This is a genomic window from Mammaliicoccus sciuri (genome assembly GCF_025561425.1).
In the GTDB taxonomy this organism is placed as follows: domain Bacteria; phylum Bacillota; class Bacilli; order Staphylococcales; family Staphylococcaceae; genus Mammaliicoccus; species Mammaliicoccus sciuri_A.
In genome coordinates this window covers 1,321,572-1,347,104 of the sequence record NZ_CP094824.1, presented here as the reverse complement: position 1 = coordinate 1,347,104, position 25,533 = coordinate 1,321,572, and the positions used below count along the sequence as shown (strand labels likewise).

The 25,533-nt window shown below is 32.4% G+C and carries 24 protein-coding genes, 1 pseudogene and 1 other annotated feature; of the genes and pseudogenes, 2 read left to right on the top strand and 23 right to left on the bottom strand.

The genetic code is table 11. The features are described from left to right. Positions 1 to 194: 194 nt before the first annotated feature. From MUA60_RS06945 to pxpB, 7 genes are all read right to left on the bottom strand, one after another. Positions 195 to 884 (bottom strand): 5'-methylthioadenosine/adenosylhomocysteine nucleosidase, encoded by a 690-nt coding sequence (locus MUA60_RS06945; RefSeq protein ID WP_262650398.1) that lies wholly within the window; start codon positions 882 to 884, stop codon positions 195 to 197. A 66-nt stretch (positions 885 to 950) separates the two neighbouring features. Next, complete coding sequence (locus MUA60_RS06940) at positions 951 to 2,189, bottom strand: NRAMP family divalent metal transporter (protein WP_262650396.1); 1,239 nt, start codon at positions 2,187 to 2,189, stop codon at positions 951 to 953. Positions 2,190 to 2,200: 11 nt separating this feature from the next. Continuing rightward, a complete protein-coding gene (gene pxpA / locus MUA60_RS06935; RefSeq protein WP_262650395.1) occupies positions 2,201 to 2,959 on the bottom strand; it encodes a 5-oxoprolinase subunit PxpA in 759 nt (252 codons plus the stop codon). Positions 2,960 to 2,971: 12 nt separating this feature from the next. Then, positions 2,972 to 4,309, bottom strand: coding sequence for an acetyl-CoA carboxylase biotin carboxylase subunit (gene accC / locus MUA60_RS06930; protein ID WP_262650596.1), 1,338 nt, complete (start codon positions 4,307 to 4,309; stop codon positions 2,972 to 2,974). Between the two features lie 14 nt (positions 4,310 to 4,323). Continuing rightward, a complete protein-coding gene (locus tag MUA60_RS06925) occupies positions 4,324 to 4,743 on the bottom strand; it encodes an acetyl-CoA carboxylase biotin carboxyl carrier protein (protein WP_262650393.1) in 420 nt (139 codons plus the stop codon). Further along, on the bottom strand, positions 4,740 to 5,747 hold the full coding sequence (locus MUA60_RS06920) for a 5-oxoprolinase subunit C family protein (protein ID WP_262650391.1): 1,008 nt from the start codon (positions 5,745 to 5,747) through the stop codon (positions 4,740 to 4,742). Before MUA60_RS06920 ends, MUA60_RS06925 begins: the two co-directional genes overlap by 4 nt. Further along, complete coding sequence (gene pxpB, locus MUA60_RS06915) at positions 5,744 to 6,469, bottom strand: 5-oxoprolinase subunit PxpB (protein ID WP_262650390.1); 726 nt, start codon at positions 6,467 to 6,469, stop codon at positions 5,744 to 5,746. Before pxpB ends, MUA60_RS06920 begins: the two co-directional genes overlap by 4 nt. A gap of 158 nt (positions 6,470 to 6,627) precedes the next feature. Between pxpB and MUA60_RS06910 the strand changes: the two genes are divergently transcribed. Together MUA60_RS06910 and MUA60_RS06905 are read left to right on the top strand one after the other, a co-directional pair. Then, the gene (locus tag MUA60_RS06910) at positions 6,628 to 7,179 is read left to right on the top strand and encodes a helix-turn-helix domain-containing protein (RefSeq protein ID WP_025907016.1); all 552 of its coding nucleotides are present in this window, start codon (positions 6,628 to 6,630) and stop codon (positions 7,177 to 7,179) included. Further along, positions 7,143 to 8,006 (top strand): IS3 family transposase, encoded by an 864-nt coding sequence (locus MUA60_RS06905; protein WP_103361549.1) that lies wholly within the window; start codon positions 7,143 to 7,145, stop codon positions 8,004 to 8,006. The genes MUA60_RS06910 and MUA60_RS06905 overlap by 37 nt, the downstream gene beginning before the upstream one ends. Positions 8,007 to 8,150: 144 nt before the next feature. On the opposite strand, the gene tnpA is transcribed toward MUA60_RS06905, so the two are convergent. From tnpA to sal(A), 16 genes and pseudogenes are all read right to left on the bottom strand, one after another. Further along, positions 8,151 to 8,630 carry an IS200/IS605 family transposase gene (tnpA, locus tag MUA60_RS06900; protein ID WP_262650389.1) on the bottom strand — a complete coding sequence of 160 codons (480 nt, stop codon included), beginning with the start codon at positions 8,628 to 8,630 and terminating at the stop codon, positions 8,151 to 8,153. Between the two features lie 197 nt (positions 8,631 to 8,827). Continuing rightward, a complete protein-coding gene (gene greA / locus MUA60_RS06895; RefSeq protein WP_262650388.1) occupies positions 8,828 to 9,304 on the bottom strand; it encodes a transcription elongation factor GreA in 477 nt (158 codons plus the stop codon). A 29-nt stretch (positions 9,305 to 9,333) separates the two neighbouring features. Further along, positions 9,334 to 9,957 (bottom strand): uridine kinase, encoded by a 624-nt coding sequence (gene udk / locus MUA60_RS06890; protein ID WP_025904232.1) that lies wholly within the window; start codon positions 9,955 to 9,957, stop codon positions 9,334 to 9,336. Then, a complete protein-coding gene (locus tag MUA60_RS06885; protein WP_262650387.1) occupies positions 9,957 to 11,225 on the bottom strand; it encodes a peptidase U32 family protein in 1,269 nt (422 codons plus the stop codon). The genes udk and MUA60_RS06885 overlap by 1 nt, the downstream gene beginning before the upstream one ends. A 23-nt stretch (positions 11,226 to 11,248) precedes the next feature. Further along, the gene (locus MUA60_RS06880; RefSeq protein WP_262650385.1) at positions 11,249 to 12,172 is read right to left on the bottom strand and encodes a peptidase U32 family protein; all 924 of its coding nucleotides are present in this window, start codon (positions 12,170 to 12,172) and stop codon (positions 11,249 to 11,251) included. Continuing rightward, the gene (locus MUA60_RS06875) at positions 12,172 to 12,813 is read right to left on the bottom strand and encodes an O-methyltransferase (protein ID WP_262650383.1); all 642 of its coding nucleotides are present in this window, start codon (positions 12,811 to 12,813) and stop codon (positions 12,172 to 12,174) included. Before MUA60_RS06875 ends, MUA60_RS06880 begins: the two co-directional genes overlap by 1 nt. 185 nt (positions 12,814 to 12,998) lie before the next feature. After that, positions 12,999 to 14,114: an endolytic transglycosylase MltG gene (gene mltG / locus MUA60_RS06870; RefSeq protein WP_262650382.1), complete on the bottom strand. Its 1,116-nt coding sequence runs from the start codon at positions 14,112 to 14,114 to the stop codon at positions 12,999 to 13,001. A 79-nt stretch (positions 14,115 to 14,193) separates the two neighbouring features. Continuing rightward, positions 14,194 to 14,499, bottom strand: coding sequence for a DUF1292 domain-containing protein (locus tag MUA60_RS06865; protein ID WP_025904237.1), 306 nt, complete (start codon positions 14,497 to 14,499; stop codon positions 14,194 to 14,196). Positions 14,500 to 14,518: 19 nt separating this feature from the next. Further along, on the bottom strand, positions 14,519 to 14,947 hold the full coding sequence (ruvX, locus tag MUA60_RS06860) for a Holliday junction resolvase RuvX (protein ID WP_262650381.1): 429 nt from the start codon (positions 14,945 to 14,947) through the stop codon (positions 14,519 to 14,521). Further along, positions 14,940 to 15,209, bottom strand: coding sequence for an IreB family regulatory phosphoprotein (locus MUA60_RS06855; protein ID WP_037588397.1), 270 nt, complete (start codon positions 15,207 to 15,209; stop codon positions 14,940 to 14,942). Before MUA60_RS06855 ends, ruvX begins: the two co-directional genes overlap by 8 nt. 67 nt (positions 15,210 to 15,276) lie before the next feature. Then, positions 15,277 to 17,907: an alanine--tRNA ligase gene (gene alaS / locus MUA60_RS06850; protein WP_262650380.1), complete on the bottom strand. Its 2,631-nt coding sequence runs from the start codon at positions 17,905 to 17,907 to the stop codon at positions 15,277 to 15,279. A gap of 44 nt (positions 17,908 to 17,951) precedes the next feature. Further along, positions 17,952 to 18,117: a binding site (T-box leader), on the bottom strand. Between the two features lie 39 nt (positions 18,118 to 18,156). Then, positions 18,157 to 20,547 carry an SF1B family DNA helicase RecD2 gene (gene recD2 / locus MUA60_RS06845; RefSeq protein WP_262650378.1) on the bottom strand — a complete coding sequence of 797 codons (2,391 nt, stop codon included), beginning with the start codon at positions 20,545 to 20,547 and terminating at the stop codon, positions 18,157 to 18,159. Positions 20,548 to 20,549: 2 nt separating this feature from the next. Further along, complete coding sequence (locus MUA60_RS06840; protein WP_262650376.1) at positions 20,550 to 21,218, bottom strand: tetratricopeptide repeat protein; 669 nt, start codon at positions 21,216 to 21,218, stop codon at positions 20,550 to 20,552. An 86-nt stretch (positions 21,219 to 21,304) separates the two neighbouring features. Then, positions 21,305 to 22,414 carry a tRNA 2-thiouridine(34) synthase MnmA gene (gene mnmA, locus MUA60_RS06835; protein ID WP_262650374.1) on the bottom strand — a complete coding sequence of 370 codons (1,110 nt, stop codon included), beginning with the start codon at positions 22,412 to 22,414 and terminating at the stop codon, positions 21,305 to 21,307. Then, positions 22,407 to 23,555, bottom strand: a complete 1,149-nt coding sequence (locus MUA60_RS06830) for a cysteine desulfurase family protein (protein ID WP_262650372.1) — start codon at positions 23,553 to 23,555, stop codon at positions 22,407 to 22,409. Before MUA60_RS06830 ends, mnmA begins: the two co-directional genes overlap by 8 nt. A gap of 64 nt (positions 23,556 to 23,619) precedes the next feature. Next, positions 23,620 to 25,245: pseudogene (gene sal(A), locus MUA60_RS15450) on the bottom strand (ABC-F type ribosomal protection protein Sal(A)). Positions 25,246 to 25,533 lie beyond the last annotated feature (288 nt).

Here is a 25,533-nt window from a genome sequence, read left to right as displayed (position 1 = left end):
ATCATATATACATTCCTTTAGTTGAATACAAAATAAAAGTGTTGCAAATCACTTACGATTCGCAACACTAAATATTATTCTGTAATTTCACGGTCAGAAGATTTTTCAACTTCTGTATTCGCATAAATCACATAACCAACAAGTGCTGTAGCAATGACAGCGATAGCCATTAATATTAACATGAAACTGCCTCCTTATGCCACTCTATTTAATAATAATTTTACAATTTTACTAGAATTGACGCAAGCTACTTTTAAAAATTCTTCAAAAGTAACATCAGATTCTTTATCTGCTAAATCTGAAACAGCTCTCGTAACAATAATAGGCACATTACATTGGTAACAAGTTTGCGCAATTGCACCAGCTTCCATCTCTACTACACTCGCAGTAGGAAAGTTAGATTTAATCACTTTACGCTGATCAATTGAGCCTATGAAACTATCACCTGTAGCAACTTCACCCACAATACCATTTAAATCAAGTTGTTCTATTGATGATTTCGCTAAGTCAATTAATGCTTTATCAGTTTCATAAAATTCTGGCATACTTGGTACTTGTCCCAATTTATAGCCAAATGCTGTTGCATTAACATCATGATAATAAACTTTATTACTAATAATGATATCACCAATATTTAATTCGCTATCAACAGAACCTGCTGACCCTGTATTAATGATTAAATCTGGTTTAAATTCATTGATAAGTAATGTTGCTGTAATTGCAGCATTTACTTTACCAATACCACTTTGTGCTAATACAACTTGTTTATCTTCTATATTACCTTTATAAAAAATAACATGTGCAATTTGGATTGTTTCTCTATTTTCAATAGATGACTTTAATATTTCTACTTCTTCTTCCATTGCTCCAATAATACCAATCATGCTTTATCACTCCATCATATTCATTCATATTCATATTAACATAATTAGTATACTTTGAAATAAGTTTTAACTATTCCACAAACTTTGTAAGCCTTGTAATGATAATACCCCTGCTATTATTGTTGTAAGAACAGCAACAACACCAAGTACAATCATCCAAGTTGGGTGTTTATAGTCACCAACGATACTTTTCTTCTTAGAAGCAATTAAAATTGTTCCTAAAGTTACTGGTAAAATCAAACCGTTCAATGCACCAGCAATAATTAATAATTTAACCGGCTTACCAATTGTTAAGAATATAATAGATGAAACGACTATGAAAATAATAATAACTAAGTTTCTATGATTTTTAATAGATGGATGCAATGATTGAATAAATGTTGTACTAGTGTATGCACAGCCAATTACTGATGATAATGCTGCTGCAAATAATACAACACCGAATACTTGTTTACCAACAGGTCCTAATACATGTTCAAATACAGATGCTGGTGGATTTTCTGGATTTAAAGCGAATCCCGTAACAACAACACCAAGTACTGCTAAGAATAAAAATGTTCTCATTATACCCGTTGTTAAAATACCTGAAATAGAAGCTCTATTTACAAATTGTATATAGCCTTTTCCAGTTATACCTGCTTCTAACAATCTATGTGCACCTGCAAATGTAATATAACCACCAACAGTTCCACCTACTAAAGTAATGATTGGTACAATGAGTTTACTAATATCATCAGGTACAATCATTTTTTGTGCCGCTTCGACAACTGGTGGTTTCGTTAATACCATTACATAAGCAACAATGGCAATCATGAGTACACCTAAAATTTGTGTAATAATATCTACGACTTTTTGTGCGTTTTTAACAACAAATATTAAAATCGCTAATACGCCTGTAATACCTGCACCAATTCTTACATCTAAACCGAATATCGCATTAAGTCCTAGTCCAGCCCCTGCAACGTTACCGATGTTAAATGCTAGCCCACCAATAGCGATTAATATTGCGATAAATGTACCTAACCCCTTAAACACATCATTCGCGATATCTTGTCCACCTTTACCTACAACTGTGATAACACGCCAAATATTAATTTGTGCACCGACATCAATCAGAATAGATGCAAGTATTGCAAATGCAAAGCTTGCAAGAAATTGCTCAGTAAAAACTGCCGTTTGAGTCAAGAATGCTGGTCCAATAGATGAAGTAGCCATTAAGAATACTGCACCCCATAGAATTCTTCTATGTTTATTTGTTATTTCAAACGGTTGATTTAACTCCTGATACCCTTTATTTTGCTTCATACGCTTTCCTCCTATTTCATTGCACTAATTTCTATGCCTTCAGCTTTAAACTGTCGAATAATTTCTTGAACAAAATCTAAAGCATGTTGTCCGTCTCCATGTACACAGATTGTATCTGCTTCAATCGGAATTTCATTTCCATTTATCGTGATAACTTTAGATTCTTTAACCATTTTAATTACTTGTGCGACAGCTTGGTTTGTATCTTTAATAAGCGCACCTTCTTTTTTCCTAGATACTAATTGGCCATTATCCTCGTATGCACGATCAGCAAATACTTCACTCTTATATGTTAAATTATGACGTTTACATGATTCGATTAATTCACTGTTAGATAAACCAACAAATAATAATTGATCATCAAAATCTTTCACTGCTTTAACAATTGCATCGGCAATTTCTGGATTTTTAGCACCCATTTGATACAACGCGCCATGCGGTTTAACATGGTGAATTTTTGTTTCGTGTATTTTACAAAATCCAGATAATGCACCTAATTGATAAATGATTAAATCATAAACTTCTTCCGGTGTAACATCTATATTTCTACGCCCAAATCCAATTAAATCTTGAAATCCTGGATGAGCACCAATATGTACATCATGTTGAACCGCCAATTTAACTGTTTCATTCATAACGTGTTGATCTCCTGCATGAAAACCACAAGCCACATTTGCAGAAGTGATTAAAGGTAATATACTTTCATCATTTCCAAGTTTATAGTTACCAAAGCTTTCTCCTAAATCACAATTCAAATCAACTTGTACCACAATACCCTCTCCTTAAACGATTTTATGTTCATGTAGAAACTTAATTGTTATATCATTTTTAATATATGGTTCATAGCTCAATACGCGATATAAAAAGTCTAACGTTGTCGGAAAACCGTCAATGACCGTTTCTTCTAACGTACCTTTCATTTTTTCAATTGCTTCAAGTCTATCTTCACCTTTAACAAGTATTTTTGCGACTAATGAATCATAGTAAGGTGGAATTTGATAACCATCATATAACATACTGTCTACTCTCGTATTAAATCCATTAGGTAAATGTAATGCTTGAACTACACCTGCTGCTGGGCGGAATTGTTTTTCTGGATTTTCAGCATTAATACGACATTCAATCACATGTCCATCAAAATGGATATCCTCTTGATTAATAGATAACTTCTCACCATTAGCTACTAATATTTGTTGCTTTATTAAATCGACACCTGTTAATAATTCTGTGACTGTATGCTCAACTTGAATACGTGTATTCATTTCTAAGAAATAATAGCCGTCATCAGTCAGTAAAAATTCAATTGTTCCAGCACTTTCATAATTACAAGCTTTAGCAGCTTTAACAGCATCTGCATGAAGTGAATCTCTTGTTTCTTGATCGAGTGCTGCACAAGGTGCTTCTTCGATTAACTTTTGGTTCTTTCTTTGAATTGAACAATCACGTTCACCGAGATGAATCGCTTCTCCATGTTTACTCGCGAGTATTTGAACTTCCACATGTCTAGCTTCATCAATGAATGTTTCAATATACACACGTTTATCTCCAAAGTATTTTTCGCCTTCAGATTGAGCCTCTTTAAAGAATTGTTCAAGTTGGTCAGGTTCTTGTACGATTCGAATCCCTTTACCACCACCGCCACTAGCAGCTTTTAACACAAATGGATAGCCTACTTTTTCAGCAACTTCTTCTGCTTCTTGAACTGTCTTTACTTCTCCAATAGACCCAGGAATAATAGGTACGTTCGCGTTGTACATCGTTTCTCTTGCTTTTATTTTATCTCCCATTAAATCCATCGTGTTATAACTAGGACCAACAAAGATAATATTTTCTTCATCCACTCTTTTTCTAAAAGTCGTGGATTCTGATAAAAATCCATAACCAGGATGAATCGCATCTGCTTTACTCATCTTACAAGCTTCTAAAATGCGTTCAATATCTAAATAACTATCACTTGATTGACTTGGTCCAATACAAATGGCTTCATCTGCTAATTGCACATGTAAACTATCTTTATCTGCTTTGGAATATATTGCGATTGTTGTGATATTCATCATTCTACATGTTCTAATGATTCTTACCGCAATCTCGCCTCTGTTTGCAATCAGTAAACGCTTAATCATATAAATCCCCCTTATTTCAATGTGATAATCGTTTGTCCGTATTCAACAGGATCCCCATGATTAATTTGTATATCATTAACGATACCGTCATACTCACTTATAACTTCATTGAGTACTTTCATTGATTCGATATAACCGACAACTTGACCTTTTTTAACTTCATCCCCAACTTTGACAAGTGGATTTTGTAAAGTTTCTTCATCTTGTAAATAAAATGTTCCAAGAATTTCCGCTTCAATTGTATTTAATTGTTCTTCTTGATTTGAAGATGTCGAGCTTTCTTCAACTTTATTGACTGGCGTTGTAGTCACGTTATTTGAAGTTGATTTTAAATCTAACTCAACTTCGACCATTTCATCTTTATATTTCATATAATTTACTTGATTTTGTTTCATGAGTTTAATAAGTTCTTCTATCTTTTCTATATTCATGACTGATTCCCCTTTATAAGTTTTGCTATTTTTTTAGATTTAGGACGAATATTGCTTAAATCTTTATATTTTTTCAGTTTAATATCATCTATATCTGCTTCTATTTGTTTATTATATGTTTGATATTCAACCGTGGCATCTTCAAACGAAATCCATTTAAAAGTAATACTGTCATTTGCTTTTAATTGAGAGAGCTTTTCTCTACCTATAAAACTAACTGTAGCAATCTTTGTATAACCACCTATCGTCTGACGATCATTAAGCAATATAATCGGTTGACCATTAATAGGAACTTGTACACTACCTGGTGCAATCGGTTCAGAAATAATGTCTGCGTTGTGCTTATGTTCAAGTGGTTCATCCCCATTTAATCGATAACCCATACGATCTGACATTTCTGATATTGTATATGATTGATTAACAAGTTGGTCATGTGCTTCTGATGTAAATTCATCAAATTGTAGCCCTTCCATAATTGGAATGATGTTTGCATCTTCTAATTGATTAATATTAAACGTATTACCAATTATGTCATGGTTTATAGTTTTATCTTTGAATTTCAAAACATCATTTCTGTTTAATGTTCTTCCATTCATGCCACCTATACCACTTCTAGTATGTGTCGATACACTGTCTAATATCGGTTCAATATTTAAAGATTTATGAAAAGCTAAATAGCCTCTTGCCCCAGATGAAATAGACTTGATATTGAGCACTTGCCCTTTTTCTACATAAATTGCTGTATTAACTGATATCGGTGCATCATCAAGCTGTATATCTGCAGCATACGCAACAGATGCGACAATATTCGGTTCTTCAAATTTCAATGTAGGTCCATTTAATGTCACTTCTAATACTGGTGCATTGTCATTATCCACTAAAGCATTTGCGATACTGTATAAATATTGATTCATAACACCCGCTTCAGAAAATCCATCTTTTTCAAATTTTGATCGACCTATATCTTGAACAGTCGTAAACAAACCTAGTTTTATACATTTCATTTCAAATCACCTACTAACTGACTATAATCAAATGTGCCATTTGCAATTTCGTCTTCAATTCGCGTAAATTCTTCTTGATGAATAGCTTTAAAAGCAATATAGTCTCCAGCTTCATATAAAATCATAGGCTCACGATCTAAGTTAAAAACATCTATTGGTGTTCGACCAATAATTTGCCATCCGCCTGGTGATGATTTCGGATAAAGTCCTGTTTGATTATTTGCAATTCCAACAGATCCTTGGACGATTTTACTTCTCGGAGTTTCCTTTCTAGGTGTATGTATTTTCTTATTTAATCCCCCTAAAAATGGAAAGCCAGGTAAAAATCCAATTGCATAAATCAAATAATTGTCTTCCGTATGTATTTGAATCACATCTTCTTCAGTTAATTGTGCATGTTCAGCAACAATATTTAAATCTGGACCAAATTCACCACCATATACAACTGGTAATGTAATCAATTTTTTTGACCGTGATGCATTTTCTTGATTAAGATTTAAATGATGCAAGTCTAGTTCATTAAGGATTGTTTCATATGTATATTGTTTTGCATCAAATGCAATCATGATTGATCGATATGATGATGTCACACTTATAACAGCTGGATGCTGCAAAGATTCAATATGTAAAGCAATCGTCGAAATTTTATTCCTTATTTCTGGACTGATTTCATTTTGTTCATAAATCATAAAATGCGTCTCACTCACTTGCTTAATATCCAATTTTACCACCCCTTTGTTAACGCTTTTAATAATCAGATTATTAAAACAATTATACTTTATCATAATACCATGATTTATATATAATCAAAACCACCCGTTTAGGTACTGCACCCCTAAAGTTAGAGTAAAAAAAAACTAACTTTAGGGGGTGTTTTAATATGACAAAATATAGTGATGAATTTAAGTTGAAAGTTGTAAGAGATTATCTAGATGGCCATTATGGTTATCGAAAATTAGCTAAAAAATATAATATACCTGATAAAATTATTATACGAACATGGGTAAAAGCCTTTCAATCATTCGGTGTAGATGGCATTAAAAAGAAACAGAAAAAGACAGTTTATTCTGTTACATTCAAAATAAATGTATTAAACTATATGAAAAGAACAGGCGATTCCTTCCAAGATACAGCGATTAAATTTGGCCTAAATACCCCATCTATTATTGTGCGATGGAAAAAGATATATGACAAAGAAGGTGTGGAAGGACTCGAAAAGCCGAAAGGACGACCTCCCATGAAAAAGAAGAAACAGAAGAAATCTAATCAAAACCTATCACGAGAAAAAGAGTTAGAGCTAGAAAATGAAAATCTTCGATTAGAGAATGCTTATTTAAAAAAGTTGAACGCTTTTCGAGAGAATCCGAGTGCCTTTCTAGAAAAGCACAAGCAGCAGTGGCATTCGAACTCAAAGAAGAAGGATTCAAATTAAAAGATATCTTAGTAAAGGTTGGTATACCAGAAGCAACCTATCATTACCATGCCAAACAATTACAAAAGGAAGATTTAGATAAAGGTTGGAAGAAAAAGATCATTGAACTTTTTCAAAAACACAACGGTAAATACGGCTATCGTCGTATATATTTAGCTTTGAGAAATCAAGGTTATCTCATTAACCATAAGAAAGTACAACGAATTATGCGAGAACTAGGATTAAAATGTCAAAAATTCACACGTAAATCACGCTATCAATCATACAAAGGTACAGTTGGTAAAGTGGCTGAAAATCGCTTGAATCGTAGATTCCATACATCTATTCGACTTCAAAAATTAGTGACAGATATCACTGAATTTAAATGTGCTGAAGAACAAAAATTATATCTCAGCCCTATTATGGATTTATACAATGGGGAAATCATTTCTTATGGTATATCCAGAAGACCAACATTAGACTTAGTACTTCAATCATTGGATAAAGCAGTTACAATCATTAAGCATGAAGCACCATATCGTACGACGATACATTCTGATCAAGGTTGGCATTATCAGCATAATGCATGGATTAGAAGATTATCGGAACAAAGGATTTATCAAAGTATGTCACGTAAAGCGACGTGTGCGGATAATGCTTCTATGGAGAATTTCTTTGGCATCATGAAGCAGGAAATGTATCATGGAGAAGAACTTGTTAACTATGAAACATTAAAAAGAAGAATTGAGGATTACATCTATTGGTATAACAATGAACGTTTGAAATTAAAATTGGCTGGACGAAGTCCAGTACAATACCGAACTCAATCCAGCCAATTAATAGCATAATGGAAACTCTAACTTTGGGGGGGCACTACCTTAACGGGTGGTTTGTTCTGCGGCTATAAGCCTCTATTACTGACCAGCCCTAAAAGGGCACTGAGAAGATCAGCCAAATGTACTACTTTCCCAGCAACCCTTAAAAGGGTTGTTTTATTTTTTCTTCTTTCGAGTTTCTTCCCCAGTAAAAGGATCTATGTACTCTATCATTGTTAACTGTTCTGCTACTATATCCTCTTGTAATTGATTTCTTATATAATTTTCTATCACTTTTTTATTTCTACCAACTGTATCTAAATAAAATCCTTTACACCAAAATTTTCTGTTACCATATCTATACTTTAAATGGGCATGTCTATCAAATATCATTAAGCTGCTCTTACCTTTTAAATAACCTACAAATTGAGAAACACTTAACTTTGGTGGAATGCTAACTAACATATGAATATGATCTTTACATGCTTCAGCTTCTATTATTTCTACACCTTTTCTTTCACACAATTGTCTTAAAATAATACCAATATCTCTTTTAATTTTCCCATAAATAATTTGTCTACGATATTTTGGTGCAAACACAATGTGGTACTTACAATTCCATTTTGTATGTGCTAAACTGTTTGTGTCTGATGACATTTAATGCATCTCCTCGTGTTGTTAATTTTGGTTGGCTGACCAAATATTATTCTAGCATGTAGAGATGCATTTTTTAATACAACGGCGAAACCATACTGTACCATACGCATAGCATATGGTTTTAATTTCACAAAAAAAAGCTGTAAAAACATTTATTTCATACGTTTTTACAGCTTTTCTTCTAAATTATAATACGATTAATCGATTTTTACGATTTTAACTTTCATTTCGTTACAATTTGGTAATGGAACATTTACTTCTTCGTTTAATTTTTTACCAATTAAAGCTTTAGCAATTGGAGATTCATTAGAAATTTTACCTTCAAAAGGATCTGCTTCTGCTGAACCTACAATTTTGTAACTTTCTTCTTCGTTACCTGGAATTTCAGTAAATGTTACAGTTCTACCGATTTGCACGTCATTTTTTGAACCATTATCTTCAATAATTTGAGCATGACGAATCATGTTTTCAATTTTTTGAATTTCTTGTTCAATGAAACCTTGCTCATCTTTAGCTGCATCATATTCAGAGTTCTCAGATAAGTCACCAAAACTACGTGCTACTTTTATTTTTTCAACGACTTCTGGTCGCTTAACTGTTTTTAATTCTTCAAGTTCTTTTTCTAATTTGTTAAAACCTTCCTGTGTCATAGGAAATTCTTTTTGTGTTTCCATTCTTCCATCTTCCTTTACTTTATAATTATTTAAATATTTTTAACTAACGATTGAATTTTCGTAGTCATAATATCAATAGCTACCTTATTACTACCACCTTCAGGGATGATGATATCCGCATATTTCTTCGTTGGTTCAATAAATTGGATATGCATCGGTCTTACAACTGATAAGTATTGATCAATTACTGATTCCATCGTACGTCCTCTTTCTTTAATGTCTCTCGTTAAACGACGTAAAATTCTTAAGTCAGCATCAGTATCAACATATATCTTAACATCCATTAAATTACGTAAATCTTCATTTTCAAGCGCGAATATACCTTCAAGTATAATAACATCTTTAGGTTCGAATCTAATCGTCTTATCGCTTCTCGTGTGATTTGAATAATCATACGTAGGCACTTCAATTGCATGTCCATCTTTAATTCTAGTTAAATCTTGTTTTAATCTTTCATTATCGAAAGCGAATGGATGATCATAGTTCGTCTTCAATCTATCTTCAAAAGACATATGTGATTGATCTTTATAATAGTAATCTTGTTCTATTAATGCAACACTATATCCATCTAAATTTTTCATAATTTCGGATGTTACAGAAGTCTTACCTGAACCAGAACCCCCTGCAATACCTATAATTGTAGTCTTTCCCATCAAACGATTCCCTTTCTCATCATGTTATTTGGATAAATCTGACGATCCACTTTTATTTGAATGACTTGAAGTGGATGTCTGGCTGCGTCGAGCTCTTCACCATTTTCATCATATATCTTATCAATGACTTGAGTGAAGTTTTCAATCTCAGGTCCAAAAAATTCAATTTCTTGTCCTGGCTTGAAATAATTTCTTTGTTGGATGGTAGCTATTTGTGATACTTCGTCATAGTCTAACACTAATCCACAAAAATCAAAAGGTGTTTTTTTATTTGATTCGTGTCCAAACATTTGTTCTTCGTAATGTGGAACACCTTCGAAGAACGCTGGTGCAGTGTCTCTATTCGCACATTTATCTATTTCAATCAACCATCTAGGATCGATTTTAAAGTTTTCTGGATCCTCAGCATAGCGATCAATTACTTTACGATATACAGATACAACGGTTGCAATATAATGAATAGATTTCATTCGACCTTCAATTTTTAGAGAATCTATACCGATGTCCATCATTTTAGGTATTGATTCGATTAATTTCAAGTCTTTTGGACTCATTGCAAAAGGTGTGATCTCATTACCATCGAAATATGGTTCTAATTCTCCATCTTCTTCTACTGAAATTAAATCATAATCCCATCTACAACTTTGACAACAACCACCTCTATTTGAGTCTCTTGCTGTCATATGATTACTTAATGTACACCTACCAGAATAAGCAATACACATTGCACCATGTATAAATGTTTCAATTTCGATATCAACTTTTTCTTTCATTTCGCGCATTTCTTCAGCACTCGTTTCACGAGCTAAAACGACTCTTTCAAGCCCTTCTTCTTTCCAATATTGAACTGCACGGTAATTTGATAAAGACTGTTGTGTACTTAAATGGATTTCTAAATTAGGTGCAACACGTTTACACGTTTCTATAATAAGTGGATCGGCAACTATAATTCCGTGTGCACCCGTTTCATTTAGTTTTTTTAAATATTCTTCTAGCCCTGGAATATTTTCATCATGTGCAAAAATATTTGTTGTGACATAAATTTTTGCGCCATATTTTGCTGCAAACTGAACGCCTTCTTTAATTTCTTCCATCGTAAAGTTATCAGCATTTGACCTTAAACCATATTCTTGTCCACCTAGGAACACTGCATCCGCACCATAATGAACAGCAATTTTGAGTTTTTCTAAATTTCCTGCAGGCGCTAGAAGTTCTGGTTTTTTTATCTTTGTTTGACGACTTGCGCCAATAGGTTCTAGAACTTTCATATATATCATTCCTTTAATATAACTTAATAAACTGTTTGTTTGAACATAAATCCTTGATCCATTGGACGATGATCTTTTTGAACTTCTTCAATAGGTTCTACTAACATAAATTTTTCATCTTCATATAACTCTGGATCTTCGTTATATAAGTCAATCGCTTGTCTATATTGCTCAGTCGCGATATTAATATATTCTTCTGTTTGAAGTACGCCGTCAATCTTAAACGCATCAATTTGTGCTTCTAATAAATCCTCTAAGTCTTCGATTAAGCAAATATCATTCGGACTCATAATGTGTGTACCATTATAATCTTCATAAATTGGATATTTATTACTTCTTTCTTCATCGTATAAAAGCATGTCTTTATTTTCTTTACGATTTTCAATTTTCATGACTTTATCTTGATACATAAAGTAATTACCTAGTACTTTTCTTTTAGACTGGAACATACAAGTCATGCCGTGTACTTGAACTTCTATTTCGACATTACTTTTTTCTTTAATTTCTAGTACTTCTTCAATACTTAACTCACGAGCCAACACTGCTCTAGCTGAACCTCTATCCCCCCAATAATTACATTGAAAATGATTTGTCACAATTGTTTCAGCATTCCAATTTAAAGGAATAGGATTCTCACGATTTTTCATTGCCATAACAACTGCTGGATCGCCAAAGATGATTCTATCTGCCTTTAATTCATGTAACAGATCAATATAAGATTCCAAATCATCAATGTGTTCATTATGAAAAATACCATTTACCGCTACGTATGCTTTTTTACCATGCTCATGGATAAGCTTAATGGCTTCACGAAGTTCTGGTTCTTTAAATTCACCAGCAAGTCTTAATCCAAATTTTTCTTCACCAATGACAAATGCATCAGCACCTAATTTAATTAATTCTTCAATATGTTTAACGGACTTAGGTGTCACTAGTAATTCTGTCATTACAACTTCTCCTTTTTAGAAATGGACATTCCATCACCAATATTAATCAATGTTGTTTTATATTTATCATGATTCATTAACCAATGATTATATTTTTGAACTTTTTTAACCATTTGTTTAACGTTTCTGTTTCTTACAATTTCTATATTACTGACAAAACCATGGTATAAAATATTGTCTGTAATTATGATACCGTCATCTTTAAGCAGTGGTTCATAAAGCTCAAAAAACTTTTGTGATTGTGCTTTAGCAGCATCGATAAAAATCATATCAAATGTCTGGTCGGTAGGTAATAAGTCAAAAGCTTCTAATGCATCAGAAAAGATAACATTTATTTGGCTTTCATAACCAAAGTCTTTAATATTTGAAATAGCTTGTTCATACATTTCTTCTTTTCTTTCAATCGTCCAAACATTAATATCCGGATCACATGAAGCAAAATGCATCGCGCTATATCCAATTGCCGTTCCAATCTCTAGAATACTTTTCACATCTTTAATTCTAATTATTTGTTTAACAAACTCTGTGGAGATTTTATCCATTATTGGAACATTATATTGTTCAGCATAATGCCTTAATTCATCGATATTTGATGAATTTTGAAACAACAATTGTTCGATATATTCTATATCTTTTTCCATGTCATTACTTCCTTACACTCGAATATAATAAAAAACCCAACTAGTCTCCTGACTAGTTAGTATGTATCAGTCATATCTACAATATGATTTCATAAACATTAGATATTTTACCATATTTTCGAATAAAAAGTAAGTATATATGCAAACAAGAACGCTTTTAAAATTTAAAAGCGTTCTTGTTTATATTATTTATCTCTATTCTTTTCTTGTTCTTTTAAGTTCTCTGCAAATAATACTTTACCCTTTTTGGTTGTTGTGTAGTAAAAATAATCTGTTTCTGGAGGGTTAACTGTTGTTCTAGCTGTTTCATCAGATATGTTACATATTGGCCCTATAGGTAATCCTTTATGTGCGTATGTGTTATATTTTGAATCATTTTTATAATCTTTATCTGATAGTGCTTCTGTTGTTTCTTTTTTATTTGCATATCTTACTGTCGCATCTGAATTCAAAGCAATTTGTGGATTGTTTTCAATTCTGTTTAAAAGTAATGAAATATATCTCGATTTATCTGTAACGTTTTTCATTTCTGATTCTACAATTGAAGATAACGTTAAATACTCATGGAAAGTAACCTTCTTTTCTTCATAGTTACTCGTGTATTTAAAACCGCCATTTTCTTTATATATTTTATAAGTTGTATGGTATGTTTCATTCAACATTTCATTTGTAACGTCATCAATCGTCACATCTTTTTTTGAAAACTGATACGTACTTGGTGCTAAATAGCCTTCTAATGGGTATCTTAAGTTTTTATTTAATACTTCGTCTGTCAACATATCGGGATATTTCTTTTGATATTTTTTCACAAAATCTTGATCTCTCATTTTCTTCAAAAAGCTTTCGCGACTAATAGAAGTATTTTCTTCTAAAATGCCTGCAATTAATTCTATATTCGAACCTTCTTTTACATCATATTGGATCGCTGTTTTTAAATACACTTTTCCAGTTTCTAAACTTTTCGCAATTTCTCTAGGTGACATTGAAGGAGAAAACTTATATTCCCCAGCTTGAAAACTAGAAATATTATTGAGTTTCAAATAATATTTAAAAATAGTAGCATTTCTAATTATTTTTTTATCGGATAACTCTTGGCTTAACATTTCAGTATTTGTGTTTGGATTAACATTTACAATAACTTGCTCATTGCTATCAGCGTTAACAGGTTTCACATTTATCCCTACTACGATCAAGCCTATTAAAGTAATTAATATAAGTAATAAAAAGAGGATGCTTATGATTGTTAAACTAATATACTTGGATAATAATCTCGCATCTTTATATATACTATTTTTTTCCATATGTAACTCCTTAAGTAAAATAAATACCCCTAATGATTATATCACATTAGGGGTAAAGTGTACTATTACATATTAAATTTTAAACATCGTCCATTTCAGTATTAACGATTTCTTCAATCATATCCCACTCTTCGTCAGTTTCAACTGGTAATAATTTACCACCTTCACCGTCGTCGTTTGCTTCATTGATCATTGGGATTAATTCAATTTCTTCATCATCTGCTGTACCTTCTTCAGCTAAGATGATGTATTCTTTTTTGAATTCTGGGTGATAGAATTCTAATACTTTACGGTATAAGACTTCATTATTATTTTCGTCTATTAATGTTAATAATTCTTCCTCATTGTTAATTTCTAAATGTCCTTCGTGATTATGTTCAGTCATTATTCATTCTCCTCATCAATTATTTAATAGAATCTAGGTAACCCTGTAATATAAATACAGCTGCCATTTTGTCTATTACTTTTTTTCTTTTCTTTCGAGAAACATCTGCTTCTAATAATATGCGTTCAGCACCAACTGTGCTTAGTCTTTCATCCCACATTACCATTTTTAATTCTGGTCTTTCTTGTTGAAGTAAATCTTTGAATTGAATGGATGCCTCTCCGCGAGGACCAATAGAATTGGTCATATTTTTGGGCAATCCTATAATGACAGTATCAACATCATATTCATCAATGATTTTTATAAGTTGGTCAATTCCAAAATCTTCGTTTTCTTCGTTAATGCGGAGTGTATCTATACCTTGAGCTGTCCAACCCATCGCATCACTTACAGCTACACCTATTGTTTTACTACCGACGTCTAAACCTATTATCCTGTTTTTAAGCATTGAATTCATTTTCTTGCTTTAAATAGTGTGATACAAGCTCTTCCATAATATCATCTCTATCTAAACGTCTTATTTGATTTCTTGCTTCGTTGTGTCTAGGTATATAAGCTGGATCGCCAGAAAGTAAATAACCGACTATTTGATTTACTGGATTATAGCCTCTTTCTTCTAAAGTTCGATAAACATTTTGTAGTACTGTTTTGACATTTTCTTTTGGAAAATCATCATAGTTAAATTTCATAGTTTTATCAAAATTATTCATCTTTATTTACACTCCCTAACTCCATTAACTTAATATTAATTATATCATATTCTAATTACACGTAAAATTATAGCGTTTTAATGTAGTCTTTAACAAACTGTAATGCTTCTGTTACTTTAGAAGGATCTGTTCCGCCACCTTGAGCCATATCAGGGCGACCGCCACCTTTACCGTTTGTAATTTGAGCAGCTTCTCTAATAATGTCACCAGCTTTAACTTTATCCGTTAAATCTTTTGGTACTGAAGAAACAAGTGAAACTTTATCTCCATTGACACTTGCTAATAATAGAACTGTGTCTTGCATTTTAGATTTATAATCATCCATGATTGATCTTAATACTTTTGGATTTTCAGCTTCAACTAATTGCGAAAGCACTTTAATGCCATTAATTTCTTCAACACTGTCTTCAATATTGCCTGATTTTAATTCAGTAATTGTTTTGTTCTTTTGTTGAACTTCTTTTTCTAAGTCTTTATTATGTTGTTGAATTTGTTCGATTTTTTCAATTGTTCTTGCTTGGTCTTTAATTTTGACATGTTGCATAACATCTTTAAGGATTGTTTCTGTTTCTTTTAATGTTTCATATGCTTTTCTACCTGTTACAGCTTCGATTCTTCGAACACCTGCACCTGTACCTGATTCTGAAACAATTTTGAAGATACCAATTTCACTTATGTTACGTACGTGTATACCACCACATAACTCAATTGAGTATGATGACATTTTAACAACTCTTACAACATCACCATATTTTTCTCCGAATAATGCCATTGCGCCTTTTTCTTTAGCTTGTTCTATTGGCATTTCTTCGATTACTACAGGAATGTTTTGCCAAATTTTTTCGTTAACAATTTTTTCGATCGTTTCTAATTCTTCTTGTGTAACTTGGCCAAAGTGTGAGAAGTCAAATCGTAATCTATCATTTTCAACTAATGAACCTGCTTGATTAACATGCGTACCTAAAACTTCTTTTAAAGCTGCATGTAATAAGTGAGTTGCTGAGTGGTTTTTGATGATTGATTTACGATCATCTTTATTAACAATTGCTTCTACAGTTTCACCAACATGAACTTGTCCAAATGTTACATGTCCAGCATGTAGATTTTGGCCATTAGGTGCCTTTATAACTTCTGTCACTTCAATTTCAAATTGATCGTGACGAATAATACCTTTATCCGCTACTTGACCACCTGATACTGCATAAAACGGTGTTTCTCTTAAAATAAATTGAATGTTTTCTCCACTTTCTACTTCATCAACTAATTCACCATTAAATATAATATCTGTAATTTCTGTTTGTGTTTCTGTTACGTCATATCCAACGAATTTACTTGGTGTGTTGATGTTACCAAGTACTTCATTTTGAACTTGCATTGATTGTGTCTTTTGACGTGCAGCTCTTGCTCTTTCACGTTGTTGATGCATCTCATTTTCAAAACCTTCATTGTCTATTGAAATGCCTTCTTGCGCAGTGATTTCTTCCGTTAACTCGATTGGGAAACCATACGTATCATATAATTTAAATGCATCTGATCCTGATAATACATTACCTTGTTGCTTAGCTGATGCCATCATTGTGTTTAAAATTGCTAAACCTTCTTCAAGTGTTTCATAGAAACGTTCTTCTTCAGATTTTACAACTTTTTTAATGAAGTCACTTTGCGCTTTAACATTTGGGTAATAAGGTTCCATAATATCTGCTACAATATCAACTAATTTATATAAGAATGGCTCGTTAATATTAAGTGATTGGCTAAAACGAACAGCTCTTCTTAGCAATCTTCTTAATACGTATCCTCTACCTTCATTAGCAGGTAACGCACCGTCACCAATCGCAAAACTGATTGTTCTAATATGGTCTGAAATAACTTTAAATGCGATATCTTGTTCTTTATTCTCTAAGTATTTTAATCCACTAACCGCTTCAACTTGTTCAATAATTGGGATAAATAAGTCTGTATCATAGTTCGTTGGTACATCTTGAGAAATAGATGTCATACGCTCAAGACCCATACCTGTATCAATATTTTGATTTGGAAGTGGCGTATAAGTATGGTCAGCATTATGGTTAAATTCACTAAACACTAAATTCCACACTTCTAAATAACGTTCATTTTCTCCACCTGGATACATTTCTTCAGCTGGATCTTCTTTCCCGTATGTGTCGCCTCTGTCGTAGAATATTTCAGTATTAGGTCCAGAAGGTCCTTCACCGATGTCCCAGAAGTTACCTTCGATTCTAATAATTCTACTTTCTTCAAGTCCAATTAAATCATGCCATAAATCATATGCTTCTGTATCTTCTGGATGAATCGTTACATATAATTTTTCTGGATCCATTGCCATCCATTTATCACTCGTTAAAAATTCCCAAGCATATTCAATTGCTTCACGTTTAAAGTAATCACCAATTGAAAAGTTTCCTAACATTTCAAAGAATGTATGGTGTCTTGCAGTAAAACCAACATTTTCAATATCATTTGTTCTAATTGCTTTTTGAGCATTTACAATTTTAGGATTTTTAGGGATTTCTCGACCATCAAAATATTTTTTTAAAGTCGCAACACCTGAGTTTATCCATAATAATGTATCGTCATCAATTGGCACTAAAGGTGCAGATGGTTCAACCATATGTCCTTTTTCAACAAAAAAGTCAATATACATTTGTCTGATTTCACTAGCTTTTAATTTTTTCATTGTCTTCACTCCTCAATTAAAATAAAAAAACGTCCATCCCCTAAAAAAGGGACGAACGTATCGCGGTACCACCCTAGTTATGACTAAAAGTCATCACTTTAAGTTTATTAAACTTTTATAAAAGAAGTAGCGTTCAATAATCATTGTCATGTTTCTCACCAACCAACATGTCTCTTAAACAATCAATTATTTACTCGGTTTCTTTTTTGTATTCTATTTGATTATAATCACTCGATTTTTAGATGTCAATTATTTCATAAAATCATATGGTGTTTTATCATTCATATTAATCATCGGATCTATTTCAAACATATTATCTTCAGTTAAAATAATATGTTTCGTTTGAATAGATTCTGTTTCAGACACCGTATCTTCTTCAACATCAGTATCGAAATACATTTTTAATTTCGTATCAAACGAAGTCATTCTCTCATGACCTAGCGTTTGAATACCTTGATTAAAGGCTTGCTCTTCACCACACACAACAAGCGACTGTTTCGCACGTGTAAGTCCGGTATATAGAATATTTTTTTGTAACATTCTAAAGTATTGTCTGACGATAGGCATAATGACTATCGGGAATTCCGACCCTTGGGATTTATGAATTGAACAACAATAAGCATGTGTAATTTCTGATAAATCTTGTTTAGTGTATGTAATGTCATTCCCTTCATAATCCACAATGACGACATCTTTACCGAGTGCATTTTCTTCTGCTTTATAAACACCCGTCACTACACCAATATCACCATTAAACACATTATCATCTGGCCGATTAATAAGTTGTAGTACTTTATCATTTTCACGATATTCAATATCACCATATTGAAGGAATCTTGTATCTTCATCTTTCGGATTTAATATATCTTGCAATAATTCATTTAATTTATTAATACCAGCTGGTCCACGATATATAGGGGCTAGCACTTGAATATCTTGCATATTATATCCTTTATTAACAGCACCTTGAACGACCTTTTCTACAACTGTCGCAATTTGATTACTACTGCACGGAATAAATGAGCGATCGTGATGTTTTTCATTAATAGAAACAGGCAATCCATTTTTTATTTTATGCGCCAAGTCTATGATGGATGATCCTTCTTGTTGTCTATAAACTTCTGTTAAGTTCACTCTCGGTATAACTTTAGAATCAATCAAATCTTTAAAAATCTGACCTGGTCCAACTGATGGTAATTGATCTTCATCACCTACAAATATGATTTGGGCATAATCAGGGACTGCTCTTAAAAATTGATACATTAACCATGCATCTACCATAGACATTTCATCTAGAATGATTAAATGGGCATGAATATCATTATCTAACACATCATCCGGTTGTGTATCTTTACTCCATCCAATTAATCTATGAATCGTCATTGCTTCTAGTCGAGTTGATTCACTTAAACGCTTTGCTGCACGACCAGTCGGTGCTGCTAACACAATTGGAAAGTCTGTTCCTTCTTGATAATCATCATAATTCAAACTTACACCATGTATTTCAGAATACAACTCACAAATACCTCGAATAACGGTCGTCTTACCTGTTCCAGGTCCACCTGTTAATAGCATCATTTTGTGATTAATAGCTGTTTCTAACGCTAATTTTTGTCCATCTGCATATGAAACATCATTCATATCTTCAATTTGGCCAATGTGTAATTGAAGATCACTTTTCTCAATTTCTTTAAGCTCATCTTGATGTTGATAAAGCCTATGAATGATTTGCACACTTTTCGCTTCTGAATAATAAAGTGAAGGTAAAAAACAATTATCATTTTCGATAATAAGTTTATTTTCTTCACTCATTTCTATAATGACACCATTAATCTGATCTTTATTTACAACTTCAGGTTGATTATGATTTAACAATTCATATGCCCCGTTGACCAAAATATCAACAGGTAAAAATGTATGACCATTCTGTAATGATTGTTGGTCTAAAAAGTAACTGACACCCGCTACAAGTCGATCATGATGATCTTTAGAAATCCCAACTTGATCAGCTATTTGGTCAGCTCTTTGAAAACCTATACCATTTATATCCATCACTAAACGATAAGGAGATTGTTTAATTATATTAAGTGTTTCTTCTTTATAAAATTGATAAATCGCCATCGCAAGTTTAGGTCCGAAACCAAGTTCATTAAGTTTAATCATAATACGTTCAATAGCTTGATTCTCACGTATTGATTCTGCAATTGTATCTCTTTTTTGCTTGTTGAGTTTAGGTATTTCTTTAAGGACATCGGGGTCATCTATAATTTTCTGAAGTGCATCTTCACCTAGTTTGTCCACTATTGTTTCTGCTGTTTTTTTACCAATACCTTTAAATAAATCACTTGATAAGTAATGGATAACACCTTGTTTTGTTTGTGGTAATTCTTTTTCAAATGTTTCGGCTTGTAGTTGTTTACCGTATTTCGGATGGTTTGTCACTTTACCTTTAAAAAGGTACGTTTCTCCTTCAACTATTTGAGGTAAGTAACCAACAATTGTGACTTCTTGATCAAAATCTTCATTTGAATCCATCACATCGACTTTAATAACGGTATAATAGTTATCACTGTTTTGAAAAAGAATTCTAATAACTTCACCTTTTACATGTGAAAGATCAAATAAAGATAAGTTTTCCAATGTTAGTCCTCCTCTTCTAATAATTGTTCAAACATGTTAATAGCGTGACCACTTAATAAATGATTTGGTTGAATGTCGACTGCTTTTCTAAAATAAACAAGTGCTTCTTCAGCGTTTTCGTTTTTCATATATTTAGCCAAACCTAAATTGTATAATGCATCAACATGTTCAGAATCTTTTTCTAATACTTTCTCTAGTTGCACAATGGCCTCATCGAACATTTCTAATTGGCATAATGTTAATCCATATTGGAATCCAATTTCTACATCATCTTCATTTAGCTCATGAGCTCTCATTACATACGGCATAGCTTCAGTATGCGCACCCAATTCATTGAAACTCATTCCTAACATAAAATTAGTATCTGCATCATTAAGCCCTCTTTTAATCGCATGTTGATATAATTTGATTGCTTCTTCAAAGCGCTGTTGGTTGTAGTATAAATTTGCAAGACTATAATAAGCACCACCGTGACTTTCGTTTACAGTAATGGCTTTTTGAAAGAATTTTTCAGCTCTTTCAATATCATTTGCTTCTGCTAATATTGTCCCTGCATTGATATAATTGGTTACTTCTTTTGAATCTTCTTCTATGTTTTCAAATAAATGCGACAATGCTTCGTCGAATTTTTTATTTTGAATTAATTTTACAATTTGTTCTTCACTATGCATGTTGTGACTCCTTTAAATATCATTACTTGCTATTATAACAAAAATAAAAATAGACTGAGACATAAATTTATCTCAGTCTATATATTTTATACCATATAATCTAATTGCTTTTCTGTTTTATAAACTTCATCGATTGTTGCGCCACCTAAACAAACATCACCGTCATATAATACGACAGCTTGACCAGGTGTAATTGCACGCACTGGTTCGTCAAATATCACTTTAATTTGATTGTCAGAAATTTTTTCTACAGTTACTTGTGTATCTTTTTGTCTATATCTGAATTTTGCTGAACATTTCACCGGTTGTGAAAAATCAAGCTCATTCACAAATGATATATCAGAAGCGATTAAATAGTCACTATATAATGCTTCATGATGGAAACCTTGTTCAACATATAGAATGTTTTCTTTAAGATTTTTACCGACTACAAACCAAGGATCTCCGTCTCCACCTATACCAAGACCATGTCTTTGGCCAATAGTGTAATACATTAAGCCACTATGTTGACCCATGTCAACACCGTCTAATGTTTGCATTTTACCGTTTTGTGCAGGTAAATATTGAGATAAGAATGTTTTAAAGTTTTTCTCACCGATAAAACAGATACCAGTAGAGTCTTTCTTTTTAGCAGTTGCTAAGTTTTGTTCTTCAGCAATTCTTCTTACTTCACTTTTTTCTAATTCACCAATTGGGAACATCACTTTAGATAATTGATCTTTTGTAAGTTGATTTAAGAAATAAGTTTGATCTTTGTTATTATCTACTCCACGTAACATTTCTACTTTATCACCATCACGATTAACACGTGCGTAATGACCTGTAGCAACATAGTCCGCACCAAGTTTAAGCGCATGATTTAAAAATGCTTTAAATTTAATTTCTTTATTACACATTACATCTGGGTTAGGCGTTCTACCTTTTTTATATTCGTCTAAGAAATACGTAAATACTTTGTCCCAATATTCTTGTTCAAAGTTAACTGCATAATAAGGTATATCTAATTGGTTACACACTTCGATGACATCATTATAGTCTTCAGTAGCTGTACATACACCATTTTCGTCTGTATCATCCCAATTTTTCATAAAAATACCAACTACATCATAACCTTGTTCTTTTAGTATATGTGCAGTTACCGAGCTATCTACGCCCCCGCTCATCCCAACGACAACGCGGGTTGATTGATTATTCATTTTCTTCCTCCTTAAATTGTTGATATATTTTCATTATCGTACTTACGATATAATTAATTTCTTCTTCAGTCGTTATTGAACTGAAACTAAATCTTACTGATTGTTTTACTCTATTATCTTCACCGAACATCGCTTCTAGAACGTGAGATGGTAATGTTGAACCGGCTGTGCATGCAGATCCACTTGAAACATATATATTTGCCATATCTAGTAACGTTAACATCGTTTCAACTTCAATAAATGGGAAATATAAATTTGTGATATGACCAGTTGTATCTGTCATACTACCATTGAGTTCAAACGGAATTACACGTTGTTGTAAACCTACAATGAGCTTTTCTTTTAAGTTCATTAAATGGATATTACTTTCATTCATATGTTCATAAGCGTCTTTCAGCGCTGTTGCCATACCACATATATATGGAACATTCTCTGTACCCGCTCTTCGCTTTACTTCTTGTTCGCCACCTTGTATAAACGTTTCGAACTGAACACCTTGTTTAACCAACAATGCACCTATTCCTTTTGGACCGCCAAATTTATGCGCAGTTATGCTTAACATATCAACTGGCATTTCATCGAATTCAATTGGCATATGACCGATAGCTTGAACAGCATCAACATGAAATACGATATCCGTATTCTCTATGACTTCTGCAATATCATACATAGGTTGAACTGTACCGACTTCATTATTCACTAACATAATTGATACTAATGTCGTATCAGGTCGGATTGCTTGTCTCAAAGCATCAATATCGACAATACCTTCTGAATTTACATCTATATACGAAACATCGAAACCTTCACGTTCAAGTTCTTCAAAGACATGCAGTACAGAATGATGCTCTATTCTACTCGTTATAATATGTTGACCTATATGTTTTCGTTTTCGTGCTATACCTTTTATTGCTGTATTATTAGACTCTGTTGCCCCACTTGTAAAAATAACTTCTTGAGGCTTTGCACCTAATAATGTAGCAATCTCTCGTCTTGATTGATCTAAATACTTTCTGCCGTCTCTCCCTATCGAATGAATAGATGACGGGTTACCAAAGTGTTCAGATAATATTTCTGTTATTTTTTCAGTTACAACGGGCTTAACTGGAGTAGTTGCTGCATAATCTGCATATACTTTCATGTTGAACGTCCTTTCTTAGTTTTCAATGTACCTATTCTAGTCTAGCACCATTTTTATGAAAAGACTAGAACTCTGTTTCACGATTTCTTTCATCTGTATATTGTTCTAATTCTTTTAATTGATGTTTCATAGATTCTGTATTAATAGGAGCTTTAACTTGAACATTTTCATGCGTCATTTGATAATTTTTTATCGTCCAAGTTTGATCTTTAATTTGTGATTTAAAATAATCATCATGAGATACAATAAGGACCGTACCTTGAAATGATTGTATTAATTGAATGATTTTTTCTTGCATGCCAATATCAAAATAGTTTGTTGGCTCATCTAAAATCATAATATGAGGATTTGAAAAATATAATTTCACAAATTGTAACCTACATTTTTCACCCATCGACAGCGTTTCAACAACATCATTTATTCTATCTTTATCAAAATAAAAACTTGCTAATATGGTTCTTGCATCAGCTTCTTTCATTTCAGGAATTTCTAATATTTCATCTAAAAAAGTATGGTGCATATTTAAATTCTCAAAATCTTGAGAGAAATATCCAATTTCTAATTCAGGATGAACAGTTATATCACCTTTAGTCGGATCGAGTTCACCGAGTATCAATTTGATTAAAGTTGATTTACCTGTACCATTTCTGCCTTCTATAATCACATTTTGATATCGCTTAATATAGAATGATACATCTTCGAATATTTTTCGATTATCATAAGCAAACGAAACATGATTAAATTGAACTAAATAATGTGATTTAAAATCATGATGTTGTATTGAGAAAGCTTTCTCTTTTTTACGTGGATTAGCGATGTGCTCTTGATTAAGTTTACGATTTAATTGTTGTTCTTTTGATTTAAACCGTTTCGCTAACTTACTTAATTGTTTTTGTTGATATGGGTTTCTTACAGAAGCACTTTGTACTGCTTTTTGATACCATGCTTTATATTTTTTAATCGTTTCTTCAATAGCCGCTTGTTCTTTTTGTTGCTTTTCATACTATAGCTTTAAAGTTTCATGCTCTATATCTTTTTGTTGTTTGTATTTATCGTATTTACCGATATATTTTTTAGCCCCATCACGACTCAATTCTAATATAGCATCTGGTGTTTCATTTAAGAATGTTCGGTCATGAGAGACAAATAATATAGCACGTTGTTCTTGCTTAAAAGCTATCCTCAACCATTCCTTCATTTCTAAATCCATATGATTTGTTGGTTCATCTATTAATAATAATGATGCCTTAGACATTTTCACTTTTAAAAATGATACTTTTGTCTGTTCTCCACCACTTAAAGTAACAATTTTCTGTTCTAGTTGTTCCTCTTTTATACCGAGCTTTTTTGCTTCTGTTATGATTTCACCTTCTATAAGGTATCCATCTAATTCAATATATTTATTAATCATATCTGTATGATTAAGTTGCAATCTAATCTTTGCGATTTCAGGATAAGATTCAATTATATAATCCATAACAGTCCAATCATAATAAGGTGTTAAATCCTGTTGCATCATCGCTGAATCAACTGTTTGATCTTGATGAATGACTTTTAATAATGTAGACTTTCCAACACCATTAACACCAACAATCGCTAAATGTTCATGGTCCTCTATTGAAAAAGTCAACTTGGGTATTAATACTTTATGTTCAACTTCTAATGCCTTTTCTTCAAATAAAAATAGCATAATGTAGCCTCCTCTACCCATGTATTACACACGAAGACGCACCATTACACTATTCTCAGTTTGTAACGGCAACATCATATTATAGACATACTTATCCAATCATCATTGCGTAACACAATGGTTTTTTTACGTTATTTACTATTAGCGCAAAAAATTATTGGATATCCATGCCTATTGTTGATGCCACCTCTCTGTAATTTTGCATTAATTATAACTTTTAGTTACATATTAGTCAAATGTTGTTGAGCAATTAAATAGTACAACATAAATACAGTTGATATACTTCCA